Here is a 13,497-nt window from a genome sequence, read left to right as displayed (position 1 = left end):
TCCACACCTGTGGACAACCCACTTTCGGGTGAGTCCGGGAGCCTCCGGGACCGTGTTCGACTCCAAATGGCATGGAATCGAACACGGAACTCCTCGTCGGCTGGCGTGCGGGTGGCTGCTCGTGGGACGCGCTGGTCGAACGCTACTCACGCCTGGTCTGGTCGGTGCCCAGATCGTTCCGCCTGAGCCACGCCGACGCCTGCGACGTCTACCAGTGCACCTGGCTCTGCCTGGCCGAACACCTCTCCCGCATCCACACACCGGAGTCGCTCGGTCTGTGGCTGATCCGTACCGCCACCCGGCAGTCGATCGCGGTGCTGCGGGTGCGCGGGCGCGAGGTGTCCACCGATCTGTGGGAGCCGGTGTCGTCGCTCCCCCTGCCTGACGAGGTCGCGATCGCCTCGGATCGGCAGCGCCGGTTGTGGGCTGCGTTGACGACCTTGAACGAACGGTGCCAGCGGCTGCTGCGGATAGCTGCCCACAACCCCGAACTGAGTTATGCACAGGTTGCCGACGCCCTGGGGATGAAGGTGGGGAGCGTTGGGTCGACGCGCAGCCGTTGCCTCGCTGACCTGCGACGGAAGGTGGCGGACCTGCGATGAGCGCCGACGACCTGCTGGCCCGCCTGGCACGGGTGCTGGACCGCGTGGACCCCGCACCGACCGTCCACACCGCCACCCTGCTCGCCCTCCACAGCCGGAGCGGGACGGAACCTGCGCCCGCTGTCCACAACCCTCCGACCACCCACAGCCAGTTCAGCCCTGGAGGTTCGCGATGAGGGACTCACTGCTCGACGAGATCGCCGACCTCTTCCACCTCGACACACCCCCACCGGCCCTGGTCCCACACCCGACCGGCCTCAACCCGATGGCCCCAGTCCACGAACCGGTCCGCGGCTCTTCCCGCCACCTCACCTTCCACGTGGGCACCGGCCGCCTCCACCTCCAACTCGACCCGTCCCCGGCAGGCCTCCGCCTGACCGGAGTCCTGGACGAGGTCCATCCCGTCGAGGTCCGCTCCCCGGAGTCGACCCAGGCACTCGAGCCGGACCCCGAAGGGTGGTTCCGCGCGGATGTACAGCCCGGCCCGTTGTGCGTGACGGTGCCGGCGCTCGGCCTCACGACAGGGTGGTTCGTCGCATGAGCGCTACTGCTGACCCGCAGGCCACCATCGCCACGACTCAGGTCCGCGGCACCAAAGCCCAGCGTGCCGACGCGTTGCACGACCTCAGCGTCGCCCACGTCGAACTCGGCCACCTCGACGTCGCCGCCCGCCTCGCAAAACGCGGCCTGCGGCTGACAGGCGAGGCTCGGTTTCACCTGACGCTGGCGTGGATCGACCTCGATCGAGGGCGGGCCAAGCAGAGCCTTCAGCACCTGGACCTGGCCACGCCTCGCCTGCGGGGTGCGGAGTTGGCTCGGGCGCGGTGTCTGCGGGGGCTGCACCTCTGCGGGTCGGCCGAACCTCGGCTGGCGATCGCCGAACTCACTGCGGTCATCAAGGAGTTGCGGCGGTACGGGGATCAGAGGTGGTTGGCCAACGCGCTGGTCGGGCGCGGGATTGCGCGGTGTAAGGCGGCCAAGCTGGCCGCCGCCGAGGCGGATTTCAGTGCCGCACACGGCCTGTTGGTGGCGCTCGGGGAGGTCGGGCGGGCGGCGATGTGTCTGCACAACAAGGGGTTTGTCGCGATGTTGGCGGGGGATCTGCCGCTCGCGCTGCGCAGGTACGAGGAGGCGGCCAAGGCCGGGTTGGACTCGGCCAGCAAGCCCGAGGCGTTGGTTGATCGGGCTGAGGCCTTGCTGGCGGCCGGCCTCACTGCTGAGGCGAGGCGGGTGTTGGCGCCGGCGGCGGAGTTGGTGCGGCGGTGCAATCGGCACGTGCCGGAGTTGGCGGTGTTGAGTGCGCGGTGTGCGTTGAGGGATGGCGATTCGGGGCCTGCGGTGCGACTGGGCGGCGTGGACGTCGAGTTCATGTTGGCCGCCGGGAAGGTTGATGCCGTTGCGGCACATCGGTTTCGGGGGCCTGCGCAGACTCGGGCGCTGGGGTGGCTCGCTCACGCACGGCGGTCGGATCGGAGAGGTGCGCTCGCCGCTTGCCGGGCCGGGATCCGGGTTTTGGACGAGCACCACGGGGACTGGCCTCGGCGGGAGTTGAGCGGGCATGCGCTGACGCTCGCCAGGACGGCTCGTGAGGTGCTGGAGTGGTCGGAACGACATCGGGCGCCGGTTTTGTTGCCTCCCAACGAACCTGAGCTCGCGCGGGCACTCGCTGCGTTGCGGCGGGCGCGAGCGTTCGGGTTGTCGGTAGAGGCGGCGGAGAGAGATGTTCGCCGGCTGTCGCTCGCCTTGGCTGCGCGGGAGAGGCCGCGAGACGCGGTGGCGATGGAGTTGCCGTTGGTCAGCTTTGTCGTGCACGACGGGCGGATGAAGGCGGTCACGGTGGTCGGTGGCCGAGCTCGGATGCGGACGATTCCCGATCCGGAGGGGCTCGTGAGCACGGCGAGATTGGCGTTGAGGGCTGGACGCACGGTCGTGACAGACCTGCTGCCCGAGGCCGAGGAAGTTGTCGTGATTCCGGACGGTGTGCTGCACCGGATGCCCTGGGCGGCGCTCGGACGGCGAGTTCATGTCGTGCCGTCGTTGCGGCATTGGCGTCCGGCGGCGAGGAGTGGGCGGCGGGTGTGGATCACTGGGCCGCGGGTGGGGCGAGAGGCGATCGCGTTGCAGAAGAAGTACGGCGGGACCGTTGCGAAATCCACTGTGGACGAAACCCTGAAAGCCCTCGAAGGAGCCGGGGTGGCGCACATCGCTGCCCACGGGCACGTGAACGCGGAGAACCCGTTGTTCTCGTTCCTCGAACTCGAGGACGGGCCGCTGTACGGGTACGACATCGCGCGGATCGAGAACCCGCCGGACACGGTGGTGTTGTCGGCGTGCGAGTCGGGGTTGGCGCGGGCGTTTCTCGACGCCGGGACCAGAGCGGTCGTCGCCAGCGTGCTCGAAGTGCCGGATGCGCAGGTCGAAGTGGCCATGGAGCAGGTGCACGAGAGGATCGCGCACCCCGTCGAGGCCGCTCGGGCCGTCGCTCACCTCGGGTTCAGCTGTTACGGCACGGGTACGAGGGTGGCGGCGTGCAGGGCCGCGGCGAAGGAGGTGCCGGTGCACAGCAGCTGGGATGGGCCCACGGAGGACGGGACGTCCACGGCTGGCGCCAGCACGTTCACCCACGGGCCGCGGCCGGAGAAGGAGTCGGTCGAGCCCACCGCGGTCACGGCCGGGAGGGCGGCCGGCCACCACGGGCGGGGCGAGCCGCCGTTGCCCGCGGCGGCGACCACGTTGTGGCCGTAGGAGGCGAGGACCGGGGGACAGCGGTTGTCGAAGGTGTAGGTGCCCGAGGCGACCAGGACCACCGGCAGGTCGCGGGTGGCTCTCAGCGCGGCGGCCAGGGTCAGGTCGTCGCCGAAGCCCGGGGCGGTCAGGACCGGGAACGGGCGGACGGTGGCGCCGTGGTGGCGGAGGACGCCGGCGACCAAAGCGCCGTGCGGGGCGTCCAGAGGGGTGTCGAGCAACGCGACCGTGCCTTCGCCGAGGAGGTCGGGGAGACGTTCGCCGACCACCGGGCGGGAGGTGCCGATCATGATCGGGCACGCCAGGTGGACGTGGTTCGGGGTGGCGCCGACCTCCTGAGCGATGGAGACGACGGACGCTCGGTCTGCGGCCTTGAGGAAGATCCGAATCGCGCCCGCGGAGATCTCCTCGTGGGAGTAGGCCGATCGCAAGCGTTTGCGCACAGTGGGTGCGTCCGCTGGCAGCACAACCAGTTCCCCCGAACGGACCAAGCACTCGTTTGGTCCCGCAGGATCGTGCACCACCACCGGGCCCACCGCGCGGGTGGCGTGATCGACCAGCTCAGAGAGGCTGTTGACCTGCTTGAGAGCGTCCACAACGGACACCATCCCCCGCCGCGACACGGTCCACAGGGGACCGAGGCGCAAAGTCACTCGATCCGATGACGACACTGACGGTGTTCATGCCTGAACGGGCAAACACGGACAGCCGCACGCGAACGCCCTTCCGGGTGTTTCGCGGCGAGTTGGTTCACGAAGTCACGCTCCGGTGCTAGACATAGCTCTACGTCGACCTCCGACGGCGCGCTGTGCGTTGAGGGTGACCTGAAACGGTGGACGGGTGGTGATCCTGTGGCGAGTGGTGGAGCACGTGCACTGCTGCTGCGGGCCGCTGCGCTCGGCGGGTTCACCGCCGCCGCCTGGCTGCTGAGCGGGACGACCGCCTCCGCCAGCCCCGAGATCCCCGCAGAAGCGCCCCCGGCCGTCGAGATCACGACGGAAGCAACGACGGACGCGACACCCCTCGCCACGACCGAGGCGGCCACCGAAGCGCCCCAGCTGCTCGACGACCCCGCCGGGTGGGCCCAGGCCTTCACCGCGTCGATCATCGAGAAGCACCAGCCAGAGAACCTCGTCCCGCTGCCCCCGGTCGTCGAACCGCCGGTCGTCACCGAGCCCGAGGAAGAGGACGAGGGCCCGACCCTCGACTTCGAGAGCGGCTCGCAGGGCAACACGCGCTACGGCACCATCCGCAACGAGGCGCCGCCCGAGGTCGTTCAGGCCAAGGCCCAGGTGCGGGCCGCCAAGATCGCCGCGAGGCTGGCCGCCGAGGTACCGCTGCCTCCGCCGCCGCCCGCGCCGCCGACCCCGGTGGCCAAGAAGCTCGTGCCGCTTTTGCCCGATCTTCCCGTCGCGGCACCCCAGCAGACCGAACCGGCGCAGGTGAGCGACCTCACGTGGTCCGCCCCCGGCCACAACGCCCCGCTGCCCGTTCCGCAGCAGGCTCCCGTGGTGGCGACGGCCTCCGTGTCGTCCGGCCACACCGACAACTCCGGCGGCACGCGCGGCGTGCTCGCCGTTCTGACGTCGCACAACTCGCTCTTCCCGCCCACCACGTGGTCGGTCGAGGAGCGTCGCGACGGCACTGCGCCCGGCAGCATTCCGGGCCTTCCGGCAACGTCACCCGACTGAGTCCGACAGGACCAGTCTGCCTTCTGCGCGATTTGTGACCGTCTCGTTCCGTCGCGCGAGTAACTCCGCAACACATTTCCCGTTGTACGCAAGGAACCCAGTCTTCCTGACCTGCCAACCGCGCCCTGGCAGGTCGGGTCTGGTCCGAGTGCCGCGCTGCCCCCGCAGTCTCGGACCACACGGGAAACCTGCGGACGGGGGACGCCAATCCCTGGGACGTCCCCCGCCGCAGGCCTCTCGTTTGCTAGTTCGTCGGCCCGGTCTCCACCGCTGCGGGAGACCGGGCCGACGTGTTTCACGCGACCGGCACCGACAGGTCGGCGTCCGCCGGAAACCCTGTTCCTGCAACGGTTGCAGCCACAGCACCCAAACGGCCGATCGCCAGACGCAGCACTTCGGGCGACTGCGTGTACGGCACTCGGAGCATCTGCTCGCACCCTCCGTGCACCGCGAACCGCGGACCAGGAACCAAGCGCAGGCCGTGGTTCTGCGCCACGACGGCGACGCGGGTGCTCACCGACCCGTCGAGGGTGCACCACAGTCCGAGCCCGCCGGACGGCACCTCAAAACTCCACTGTGGACAATGTGCGCGCAACGCCTCGACCGCCACGTCCCGCTGCACCAGCGCCTCGGCACGTCGTTGCGCCAGAACGATTTCCGGCGACTCCAGCAACGCGGCCAGCACGAGCTGCTCGAACACCGGCGTGCCCAGGTCGATCGCCGCCCGCGTCGACAACAGCCGGTGCACCAGGTCGACGGAAGCCCTGATCCACCCGATCCGCAGGCCACCCCAGTGCGACTTGCTCGCAGACCCGAGCGTCACCACCGAGTCCCCGCCGAACGCCGCCATCGGCAACGGCGACGGACCCGAATCCAGCGCCAGCTCCACCAAGGTCTCATCGACGACCAATGGAGTACGCGCTTTCCTCAACACGGCGGAAAGCATTTCCCGCGACTCGGACGACATTCGAAGTCCGGTCGGGTTCTGGAAGTCGGGAATCAAATAGGCCAAACGGGGGCCTGCCTGACGCAAAGCGGCCTCGAAACCGTCCAGATCCCACCCGTCGGCCAGCATCGGCACGGGCACCGGGATCCCGAACGACGCCCGCACGGCCTCCAGCGCGTTGGGGTAGCTCGGCTGCTCCACCAGCACCCGGTCGCCCGGTCCGACGAACAGCCTCAGCACCAACGCCCACGCGTGCTGCGCCCCGGACGTCACCACGATCTGGTCGGGCGAGGTCGGCAGCCCGCGCGCCGCGTACCGGTCCGCGATCCGCTGCCGCAGCACGAGCAGACCCCGCTCGTCGTACCCGTGCGACGCGAGGTGCTCCGGCATCTGGCTCATCGCCACGTCCATCGCGAGCCGCACGGACGGCAACGCCGGCGGCGCCGCGCGGGACAGGTCGATCAACGTGTCGTCGCCCCCGGTGATCCCGCCGCCCGTCCCGACCGGTCCGTTGATCCACGACCCGGCCCCGCGCCGCGACTCCACCACGCCCTCGACACGCAGCTGGTCCAGAGCCGCGGTGATGGTGGTGCGGCTCACGGGCAACGCGTCGGTGAGCTCGCGTTCGGACGGCAGCCGCGTCCCGACCGGCAGCCGCCCGTCCGCGACCAGCAGTTTCAGCGCCGCGGCGAGATCGACCGACCCCTGCCGGGCGCCTCCACGCCGCCACTCGCCCAGCAACCGCGCGAGCCGCGCACCCGACATCCGTCCACCTGGTGGGAGCATGAGGCCAATTATGACGAATTGGCTATGGATTACCAGGCCAATCGAAGCGCAACATGGCCACATGGCCTCCATGACCGCACTCCACCAGGTCTCCGTCCGGATCTCACCCGCCCGCCGTCTCCCGCAGCTCGCCGCAGGCCTGTGGCTCTACGGCGCGAGCATGGCGTTGCAGATCCGCGCGACGCTCGGCCTGAACCCGTGGGACGTGCTGCACGAGGGCCTCGCGAAGCGCACCGGACTGAGCTTCGGCCTGATCACCGCGATCATCGGCGTCCTGGTGCTGCTGGCCTGGATCCCGCTCAAGCAGAAGCCGGGCGTGGGCACGGTCGCGAACGTCGTGGTGATCGCCGTCAGCGTCGACGTGACGCTCGCGATCCTGCCTGCCCCACAAGGACTTCTGCTGAGAATCGTGTTCCTGACGCTGGGCATCGTGCTCAACGCCGTGGCGTTCGCCGCGTACGTCGGCTCCCGCCTCGGACCGGGCCCGCGCGACGGCCTGGTCACCGGTTTCTGCCGCCGCACGGGGATTTCCCTGCGGCTCACCAGGACCGTGCTCGAACTGATCGTGCTCGCCACCGGCTGGCTGATCGGCGGCACGGTCGGCATCGGCACGGTCCTCTACGCGCTCGGCGTCGGACCGCTCGCGCAGCTCTTCCTGCCCGCGCTCACGTGGCGCGAGCGCTCGCGGCCCGCTTGCGAATCTCCCCGTACGTGACCCCTCGCTCGGTCAGCACCTCCGCCACGATTCCCTTGCCCTGCAACAGAGCCAGCAGAATGTGCTCCAGGCCGAGGTAGTTGTGGCGGAGGTCGCGGGCCTCGCGCAGCGAGTTCTCCAGCGCCTTCTTGAAGTCCGCCTCCAGCGGCATCCCGAACCACCGCCGGCGCGGACCCGGTCGCAGAATCCCCTTCCCGAGCGACTGCTCCGCGGTCTCGATCACCGCGTCGACGTCGATTCCCAGGCCCCGCAACGCTTCCGCGTCCGCCTTGGTCAGCCCGCCCTTGCGCCGGTAGTCCCGGAACGCCGTCTCCAACTCGTCGCGCGGCAGGTCGAACCCGGCCAGCACGGGCGCGTCGAGCAACGCCAGCATCAGGTGTTCCACACCGACCTCGGGCGCGTGCACCCGTTCGGCCTCCTTCACCGCGGCCTTGACGGCCTCGCGGGCCTCCTTCGTGAACCGCTCCGCGATCATCATCGACCCCCGTGCTTCTTGTGCACCGCTTGACGGGACACCCCGAGTTCCGCCGCGATGTCCTGCCACGACCAGCCCTGCGTCCGCGCACTGCGGACCTGGGCGGCCTCCAGATGTTCCAGCAATCGCCGCAACGCGCTGACGGCGCGCAACCCGACCTTCGGGTCGCGATCACCGGCCGCCGTGGCGAGATCCGTCGCTTCCGTCATGTTGTCAACGTACGTTGACAACGCCCGTTCGTCAACCGAAGTTGACACGTACGGTGGCCACGTGAAGATCGAGACTGCTGAACAGGCAGCACCGGGGCGCACCAACGAAGACCGGATCCGGATCACCCCGAACGCCGTGATCGTGCTCGACGGCGTCACCTCCCGCACCAGGCCGCCCGACCGCAACGGTGGTTGGTACGCCGGAAAACTCGCCGACGAACTGGCGAGGCTGATGAACGACGACCCGCTGACCGACCTCCTCGCGCAGGCGATCAAGAACCTCACCGAGGAGCACGGCCTCGTCCCCGGCGACTCCCCGGCGTCGACCGCGTCGATCGTCCGCTGGAACGACGAGACGATCGACGCGCTCGTCCTCTGCGACACCCCGGTGGTCGCGTTCGGACAGTCGACGCACGTGCTGGAAGACACCCGACTGGAAGACCTGAGGCCCGACCCGGACATCCTCCGCTGGAAGAACCGGCCGGGTGGGTACTGGGTCGCGGAGGCCGATCCCGTTGCGGGACACCAGGCCCGCACGACCTCGTGGCGCCGCAACGAGATCACGAGTGTGATCGCTCTCACAGACGGCGTCTCGTGTGGAGTTTCCACGTACGGACTCTTCGCGTGGGAAGAGCTGAAGCAATTACCGCTGGGCGAAGTGCTCGAACGAATCCGTGAGGCGGAGCGCGGTGATTCGGAGCACGAGCGTTGGCCGCGCTACAAAACGCACGACGACCAAGCGATCGCGCGAATCTCCTTCAGCGCATAACGAAAGAAGCCCCGCAGCGAACTGCGGGGCTTCTTTCGAAGAAGGATGGCCAGGGGCGGGGTCGAACCGCCGACCTACCGCTTTTCAGGCGGTCGCTCGTACCAACTGAGCTACCTGGCCATGAGAAGAAAAAGCGACCCAGACGGGACTCGAACCCGCGACCTTCGCCGTGACAGGGCGACGCGCTAACCAACTGCGCCACTGGGCCTTGCTCTTGCTTGTCGTACAGTACTACATCTTACTGCGTGCCCCCAACGGGATTCGAACCCGCGCGACCGCCTTGAAAGGGCGGGATCCTAGGCCGCTAGATGATGGGGACTAGCTGGTCTCTGGAAGCATCGTAAGCATATGCCATAGGTCCGCGCACCTCCAAAACGGGGTCCCACTTATGCGCTGACCTGCCCAAACTCCGTTCGGGGCGAAACCCTCAGATCAACAAACGCCTGCTCAGGGCCTTGGAGGCCCGTCACGCCGGTTCAGACGCAGTTTGTGATCCAGACAACTTCCAGCCGACAGCCGTCACGCACGGCAGCACGTACCCCAGAACCTCGCGCATCCGTTCGGGGAAATCGGCACACGCCGTCGTCGCCGATGAGATCAACCGCGACCCGAGCGCGGCGCTGCACAACGTGCGGGCAACGGCCTCGGGATCGACGCCGGGACGCAGGTCTCCGCGTTCGGCCGCCTCGATCACGTACGCGGCGACGAGCTTCTCCCACATGACGTGCGTGCTCGGCACTCCCGGATAGCCGACCTCGCGATCGGCGTTGAGCCGCACGCCGGCACGCAGCACGACGTCCGCCGCCATCCGGTCGGCCGACTCCACGAACATCCCGTGCAGGGTGCTCAGCGGATCGACGCCGCGTTCCCGCCACTGCTCCCGCACCCGCGCCCACAGCTCGCTCTGCCGTTCGACCAACGCGTCGGCGACCGCTTCCTTGGAGGGAAAGTGGAAGTAGAACGCGCCTTTGGTCAGCCCGGCACGGGCGAGCACGGCGGTCAACGACGTGCGCTCGTAGCCGAGCCGGTCGAACTCCTCCGCAGCGGCGTGGAGTATCGCCTCGCGCGTCGCGTGCGCCCTGTCCTGCTGGGGCATGGACTGAAGGCTAGCCGTTGCCGCGAAAGAGACCCGTGGGTATGTTTCCGGATGCGGCCCTGTTCCGACAGACGCGCTCCGGGGGGTGCGCGCCTCGAATCAGGGCCGCCTTCGCGTTCACCGCTGCACCGGCGCCGTCCCACCGTCCTCACCGGGCGACAGGCCCAGCATGTCGAGCAGCATCCGGCAGTCCTCCGCACCGAGAGCACTGCGCGCGACCGCGAGCCTCGCCCGGTGGACCTGGTCGTCGGAGATGCGCGATGGCTCTCCGCTGCGTTGGGCCGGCACGTTCGGCCCGCCCCGTTGTGACATGCCGTCGTCCTGTGTGAACAGGAACTTCCGCACTTCCAGTGACCCGCTCATAGCACCCTCCCCGACTTGAGGTGTGTCGGGAGGCTAAGCGACCTGGGACAACGGCCGCAGCCCCCCGCAGAGTGATTCCACCGACACCCAGCGTTACTTTCCGTACAGGTGCGGCACGTGTCTCGTGGGGAAGTGCCCAGGGGATGATGGACCCATGACCGACCCCACGCCGGAGCCTTCCCCCGAAGCAGAGGGCCAAAACGCGTCTCAGACACCGCCCGAGGTTGACCAGGAAGCGATCTTCAAGGCGCTCAGCGGCATCGACCTGAACACCATCGACGCCGACATCGAGTCCGCCTTCGGTTCCCGGATGGCCGAGCTCGACAAGATGCTCGAAGGCCTCGACGACCTGGTCAACAAGATCGAGACCGATCTCCAGAAGCTGGACCAGCCCAAACCCGAGAGTCCTCAGTAGATCCTGTACCCCAGGGGGGTATAGACTCGGAGCCCCGTAGAGAGAGAAAGGGCTCCGATGAGCGTCAGCGCCACCTACACCGTGACCGGCATGACCTGCGGCCACTGCGTCAGTTCCGTCACCGAGGAGCTGACCGAGGTCGCCGGCGTCACGGGCGTCGACGTCGTCCTCGAGACCGGCGCCGTCACCGTGACCAGCGACCGCGAACTCGAGCGCGCCGAGGTCGTCGCCGCCGTGACCGAGGCCGGGTACAAGGTCGCATGACCACCACCGAGCCTCGCCACGTCGAGCTCTCGATCAGCGGCATGACGTGCGCTTCCTGTGCGAACCGCATCGAACGCAAGCTGAACAAGCTCGACGGCGTCTCCGCCACCGTGAACTACGCGACCGAGAAGGCCAGCGTTCAGTTCCCGGAGAACCTGCAGGTCGACGACCTCGTGTCGACGGTGCGGGCGGCGGGCTACGACGCGGAGGAGCCCCAGCCGGAGGCTCCCGACGTGGACGAGGCCGGTGAACTGCGGCTGAGGGTCGTGCTGGCCGCCGCGCTCGGCGTGCCGGTGATCGCGTTCTCGATGGTCCCGGCCTGGCAGTTCCCCACGTGGCAGTGGGTTTCGCTGGCGTTGGCGAGCGTGGTCGTGTGGGTGTGCGGCTGGCCGTTCCACCGCGCGGCCGCCGTCAACGCGCGGCACGGCGCCAGCACCATGGACACCCTCGTGTCGATGGGCGTCACGGTCTCGTACCTGTGGTCGCTCTACGCGCTGGTGTTCGGCGAGGCCGGGGTCATCGGCATGCGGCACGAGTTCAGCCTCCTGCCGCGGCCCACGACCTCCGGCGACATCTACCTCGAGGTCGCGGTCGGCGTGACCGTGTTCCTGCTGCTCGGGCGCTGGCTGGAGGCCCGCTCGAAGCGCAGCGCGGGGGCGGCCCTGCGGTCGTTGCTCGCGTTGGGCGCCAAGGACGTGGCGGTGCTGCGCGACGGCGTCGAGACCCGTGTGCCGGTCGGTCAGCTCCGGGTCGGCGCACGCTTCGTGGTCCGTCCGGGTGAGCGGATCGCCACCGACGGCCTAGTGGTCGAGGGCAGTTCGGCTGTGGACCGCTCGATGGTGACCGGCGAATCGGTGCCGGTGGAGGTCGGCGTCGGCTCCTCCGTCGTCGGCGGCACCGTCAACGCGGGCGGCCGGTTGGTCGTCGAGGCGTCGTCGGTCGGCGCGGACACCCAGCTCGCGCGGATGGCCAAGCTGGTCGAGCAGGCCCAGGCGGGCAAGGCCGAGGTGCAACGGCTGGCGGACCGCGTGTCCGCCGTGTTCGTCCCGGTGGTCGTGCTGATCGCGCTGGCGTCGTTCGGCGCCTGGCTGCTCGCCGGACGGCCGCTGGAGTTCGCGGTGACGACGGCGGTGGCGGTGCTGGTGATCGCCTGCCCGTGCGCGCTGGGCCTCGCGACGCCCACGGCGTTGCTCGTCGGCACCGGCCGCGGCGCGCAGCTCGGGATCCTGGTGAAGGGCCCCGAGGTCCTGGAGTCGACGCGGCGGGTGGACACCGTCGTGCTGGACAAGACCGGCACCGTGACCACGGGCCGGCTGACGCTGGTCGACGTGATGCCCGCCGACGGCGTGCCGCGCGACGAGGTGCTGCGGTCCGCCGCGGCCGTCGAGAACGCGTCGGAACATCCCATCGGTGCGGCGATCGTGCGCGCGGTTCCCGACGACGTGCTGCCGGTGACGGACTTCGTCTCCACGGACGGCGTCGGCGTCAGCGGAGTCGTCGAAGGACGGCGGGTCACCGTCGGCCGGGTGCGTGACGTTCCGCTTTCCCCGGAACTGACCGAGGCCCTGACCGCCCACACAACTCGGACTGTTGTCGCGGTTTCCTTTGATGACAAGGTTGTCGGGCTCATCGCCGTCTCGGACGTCGTGAAACCCACGTCCGCACAAGCGATCGCGGAACTCAAGGAACTCGGTCTGCACCCCGTGCTGTTGACCGGTGACAACGATTCCACAGCTCGCGAGGTCGCCGCGGAGGTCGGAATCGACGAGGTGATCGCCGAGGTCCTGCCGTCCGGCAAAGTCGAAGCGGTCCGGAATCTCCAGGCACAGGGCCGAGTTGTGGCCATGGTGGGCGACGGCGTGAACGACGCGCCCGCCCTCGCGGCCGCGGACTTGGGGCTGGCCATGGGCACCGGCACCGACGTGGCGATCGAGGCGAGCGACCTGACCCTGGTGCGCGGCGACCTGCGCGTGGCAGCGGACGCGATTCGGTTGTCCCGCAAGACTTTGGGCACCATCAAGGGGAATCTGTTCTGGGCGTTCGCCTACAACGTGGCTGGACTTCCACTCGCGGCACTGGGTCTGCTGAACCCCATGATCGCGGGGGCCGCGATGGCCTTCAGCAGCGTGTTCGTTGTTACCAACAGCTTGCGACTACGGGGTTTCCGTCCATCGGCAACATAAGAACTTCGTTGCGAACTCTCCCCAACGCGACCGTGCGCGTGCAACAATCCAAAAGCTGACACACCCCCGGTCAGCGCCTGTGGAGATCCCCTCCGGCCCCCGCGTTCCTCCCCCTGGCGCGGGGGCCTCTCCATGTCCGCGGACGCCCTTCCGGAGATCCACTCTGAGTAGACCCATTTACACCTTGGGGTGACCCGGGTCACAGGGGTTTGGGTTCCGTGACCGAGCCGTTATCGTG

15 protein-coding genes and 3 tRNA genes are annotated in these 13,497 nt (G+C 69.0%); 10 read left to right on the top strand and 8 right to left on the bottom strand.

Annotated features, from left to right (window positions below; all coding sequences use genetic code 11):
- The first annotated feature begins 71 nt into the window (after positions 1 to 71).
- The 5 genes from JNUCC0626_RS35620 (at position 72) to JNUCC0626_RS35600 (ending at position 5,038) form a co-directional block, all read left to right on the top strand.
- On the top strand, positions 72 to 602 hold the full coding sequence (locus tag JNUCC0626_RS35620) for an RNA polymerase sigma factor (protein WP_394615112.1): 531 nt from the start codon (positions 72 to 74) through the stop codon (positions 600 to 602).
- The gene (locus JNUCC0626_RS35615; RefSeq protein ID WP_394615111.1) at positions 599 to 778 is read left to right on the top strand and encodes a hypothetical protein; all 180 of its coding nucleotides are present in this window, start codon (positions 599 to 601) and stop codon (positions 776 to 778) included. Before JNUCC0626_RS35620 ends, JNUCC0626_RS35615 begins: the two co-directional genes overlap by 4 nt.
- Complete coding sequence (locus JNUCC0626_RS35610; protein WP_394615110.1) at positions 775 to 1,143, top strand: hypothetical protein; 369 nt, start codon at positions 775 to 777, stop codon at positions 1,141 to 1,143. The genes JNUCC0626_RS35615 and JNUCC0626_RS35610 overlap by 4 nt, the downstream gene beginning before the upstream one ends.
- Positions 1,140 to 3,347 (top strand): CHAT domain-containing protein, encoded by a 2,208-nt coding sequence (locus JNUCC0626_RS35605; protein WP_394615109.1) that lies wholly within the window; start codon positions 1,140 to 1,142, stop codon positions 3,345 to 3,347. Before JNUCC0626_RS35610 ends, JNUCC0626_RS35605 begins: the two co-directional genes overlap by 4 nt.
- A gap of 851 nt (positions 3,348 to 4,198) precedes the next feature.
- Positions 4,199 to 5,038: a hypothetical protein gene (locus JNUCC0626_RS35600; RefSeq protein WP_394615108.1), complete on the top strand. Its 840-nt coding sequence runs from the start codon at positions 4,199 to 4,201 to the stop codon at positions 5,036 to 5,038.
- A 295-nt stretch (positions 5,039 to 5,333) separates the two neighbouring features.
- Here JNUCC0626_RS35600 and JNUCC0626_RS35595 read toward each other — a convergent pair whose 3' ends face one another.
- Complete coding sequence (locus tag JNUCC0626_RS35595; RefSeq protein ID WP_394615107.1) at positions 5,334 to 6,770, bottom strand: PLP-dependent aminotransferase family protein; 1,437 nt, start codon at positions 6,768 to 6,770, stop codon at positions 5,334 to 5,336.
- A 61-nt stretch (positions 6,771 to 6,831) separates the two neighbouring features.
- On the opposite strand from JNUCC0626_RS35595, the gene JNUCC0626_RS35590 reads away from it, so the two are divergent.
- Entirely contained in the window at positions 6,832 to 7,485 is a 654-nt protein-coding gene (locus JNUCC0626_RS35590) for a YczE/YyaS/YitT family protein (protein ID WP_394615106.1), read from the top strand.
- Here JNUCC0626_RS35590 and JNUCC0626_RS35585 read toward each other — a convergent pair.
- Both JNUCC0626_RS35585 and JNUCC0626_RS35580 read right to left on the bottom strand, forming a co-directional pair.
- Entirely contained in the window at positions 7,436 to 7,963 is a 528-nt protein-coding gene (locus JNUCC0626_RS35585) for a Clp protease N-terminal domain-containing protein (RefSeq protein ID WP_394615105.1), read from the bottom strand. The genes JNUCC0626_RS35590 and JNUCC0626_RS35585 overlap by 50 nt on opposite strands.
- The gene (locus tag JNUCC0626_RS35580) at positions 7,960 to 8,169 is read right to left on the bottom strand and encodes an HTH domain-containing protein (RefSeq protein WP_285645636.1); all 210 of its coding nucleotides are present in this window, start codon (positions 8,167 to 8,169) and stop codon (positions 7,960 to 7,962) included. The genes JNUCC0626_RS35585 and JNUCC0626_RS35580 overlap by 4 nt, the downstream gene beginning before the upstream one ends.
- A 61-nt stretch (positions 8,170 to 8,230) precedes the next feature.
- On the opposite strand from JNUCC0626_RS35580, the gene JNUCC0626_RS35575 reads away from it, so the two are divergent.
- Positions 8,231 to 8,938, top strand: a complete 708-nt coding sequence (locus tag JNUCC0626_RS35575; RefSeq protein WP_394615104.1) for a hypothetical protein — start codon at positions 8,231 to 8,233, stop codon at positions 8,936 to 8,938.
- 46 nt (positions 8,939 to 8,984) lie between these two features.
- On the opposite strand, the gene JNUCC0626_RS35570 is transcribed toward JNUCC0626_RS35575, so the two are convergent.
- The 5 genes from JNUCC0626_RS35570 to JNUCC0626_RS35550 all read right to left on the bottom strand — a co-directional run bounded on the left by JNUCC0626_RS35570 (position 8,985) and on the right by JNUCC0626_RS35550 (position 10,397).
- A tRNA-Phe gene (locus JNUCC0626_RS35570) sits at positions 8,985 to 9,058 on the bottom strand.
- A 14-nt stretch (positions 9,059 to 9,072) separates the two neighbouring features.
- Positions 9,073 to 9,146: transfer RNA gene (locus JNUCC0626_RS35565), tRNA-Asp, on the bottom strand.
- 38 nt (positions 9,147 to 9,184) lie between these two features.
- Positions 9,185 to 9,257, bottom strand: a tRNA-Glu gene (locus JNUCC0626_RS35560).
- Between the two features lie 147 nt (positions 9,258 to 9,404).
- Positions 9,405 to 10,034: a ScbR family autoregulator-binding transcription factor gene (locus JNUCC0626_RS35555; protein ID WP_394615103.1), complete on the bottom strand. Its 630-nt coding sequence runs from the start codon at positions 10,032 to 10,034 to the stop codon at positions 9,405 to 9,407.
- Between the two features lie 117 nt (positions 10,035 to 10,151).
- Positions 10,152 to 10,397, bottom strand: a complete 246-nt coding sequence (locus JNUCC0626_RS35550; RefSeq protein ID WP_394615102.1) for a hypothetical protein — start codon at positions 10,395 to 10,397, stop codon at positions 10,152 to 10,154.
- A gap of 154 nt (positions 10,398 to 10,551) precedes the next feature.
- On the opposite strand from JNUCC0626_RS35550, the gene JNUCC0626_RS35545 reads away from it, so the two are divergent.
- Genes JNUCC0626_RS35545 through JNUCC0626_RS35535 form a run of 3 tightly spaced genes read left to right on the top strand, consistent with a single transcriptional unit; the run spans position 10,552 to position 13,259 of the window.
- Positions 10,552 to 10,812 carry a hypothetical protein gene (locus JNUCC0626_RS35545; protein WP_285645646.1) on the top strand — a complete coding sequence of 87 codons (261 nt, stop codon included), beginning with the start codon at positions 10,552 to 10,554 and terminating at the stop codon, positions 10,810 to 10,812.
- A gap of 57 nt (positions 10,813 to 10,869) precedes the next feature.
- Positions 10,870 to 11,076 (top strand): heavy-metal-associated domain-containing protein, encoded by a 207-nt coding sequence (locus tag JNUCC0626_RS35540; RefSeq protein ID WP_394615101.1) that lies wholly within the window; start codon positions 10,870 to 10,872, stop codon positions 11,074 to 11,076.
- Positions 11,073 to 13,259, top strand: coding sequence for a heavy metal translocating P-type ATPase (locus JNUCC0626_RS35535; RefSeq protein ID WP_394615100.1), 2,187 nt, complete (start codon positions 11,073 to 11,075; stop codon positions 13,257 to 13,259). Before JNUCC0626_RS35540 ends, JNUCC0626_RS35535 begins: the two co-directional genes overlap by 4 nt.
- Positions 13,260 to 13,497: the final 238 nt, after the last annotated feature.

The organism is Lentzea sp. JNUCC 0626 (assembly GCF_043632865.1).
In the GTDB taxonomy this organism is placed as follows: Bacteria; Actinomycetota; Actinomycetes; order Mycobacteriales; family Pseudonocardiaceae; genus Lentzea.
The sequence above is the reverse complement of the archived record's forward strand: the minus strand, read 5'-3'. Positions and strand labels throughout refer to the sequence as shown.

What these genes read in the sequence shown, in the direction of transcription:
- JNUCC0626_RS35535 (WP_394615100.1), top strand. Translation starts at nt 11,073, where the DNA reads ATGACCACCACCGAGCCTCGCCACGTCGAGCTCTCGATCAGCGGCATG.
- JNUCC0626_RS35545 (WP_285645646.1), top strand. Translation starts at nt 10,552, where the DNA reads ATGACCGACCCCACGCCGGAGCCTTCCCCCGAAGCAGAGGGCCAAAAC.
- JNUCC0626_RS35540 (WP_394615101.1), top strand. Translation starts at nt 10,870, where the DNA reads ATGAGCGTCAGCGCCACCTACACCGTGACCGGCATGACCTGCGGCCAC.
- JNUCC0626_RS35590 (WP_394615106.1), top strand. Translation starts at nt 6,832, where the DNA reads ATGGCCTCCATGACCGCACTCCACCAGGTCTCCGTCCGGATCTCACCC.
- JNUCC0626_RS35610 (WP_394615110.1), top strand. Translation starts at nt 775, where the DNA reads ATGAGGGACTCACTGCTCGACGAGATCGCCGACCTCTTCCACCTCGAC.
- JNUCC0626_RS35555 (WP_394615103.1), bottom strand. Translation starts at nt 10,034, where the DNA reads ATGCCCCAGCAGGACAGGGCGCACGCGACGCGCGAGGCGATACTCCAC.
- JNUCC0626_RS35605 (WP_394615109.1), top strand. Translation starts at nt 1,140, where the DNA reads ATGAGCGCTACTGCTGACCCGCAGGCCACCATCGCCACGACTCAGGTC.
- JNUCC0626_RS35550 (WP_394615102.1), bottom strand. Translation starts at nt 10,397, where the DNA reads ATGAGCGGGTCACTGGAAGTGCGGAAGTTCCTGTTCACACAGGACGAC.
- JNUCC0626_RS35595 (WP_394615107.1), bottom strand. Translation starts at nt 6,770, where the DNA reads ATGCTCCCACCAGGTGGACGGATGTCGGGTGCGCGGCTCGCGCGGTTG.
- JNUCC0626_RS35620 (WP_394615112.1), top strand. Translation starts at nt 72, where the DNA reads ATGGAATCGAACACGGAACTCCTCGTCGGCTGGCGTGCGGGTGGCTGC.
- JNUCC0626_RS35615 (WP_394615111.1), top strand. Translation starts at nt 599, where the DNA reads ATGAGCGCCGACGACCTGCTGGCCCGCCTGGCACGGGTGCTGGACCGC.
- JNUCC0626_RS35585 (WP_394615105.1), bottom strand. Translation starts at nt 7,963, where the DNA reads ATGATGATCGCGGAGCGGTTCACGAAGGAGGCCCGCGAGGCCGTCAAG.
- JNUCC0626_RS35580 (WP_285645636.1), bottom strand. Translation starts at nt 8,169, where the DNA reads ATGACGGAAGCGACGGATCTCGCCACGGCGGCCGGTGATCGCGACCCG.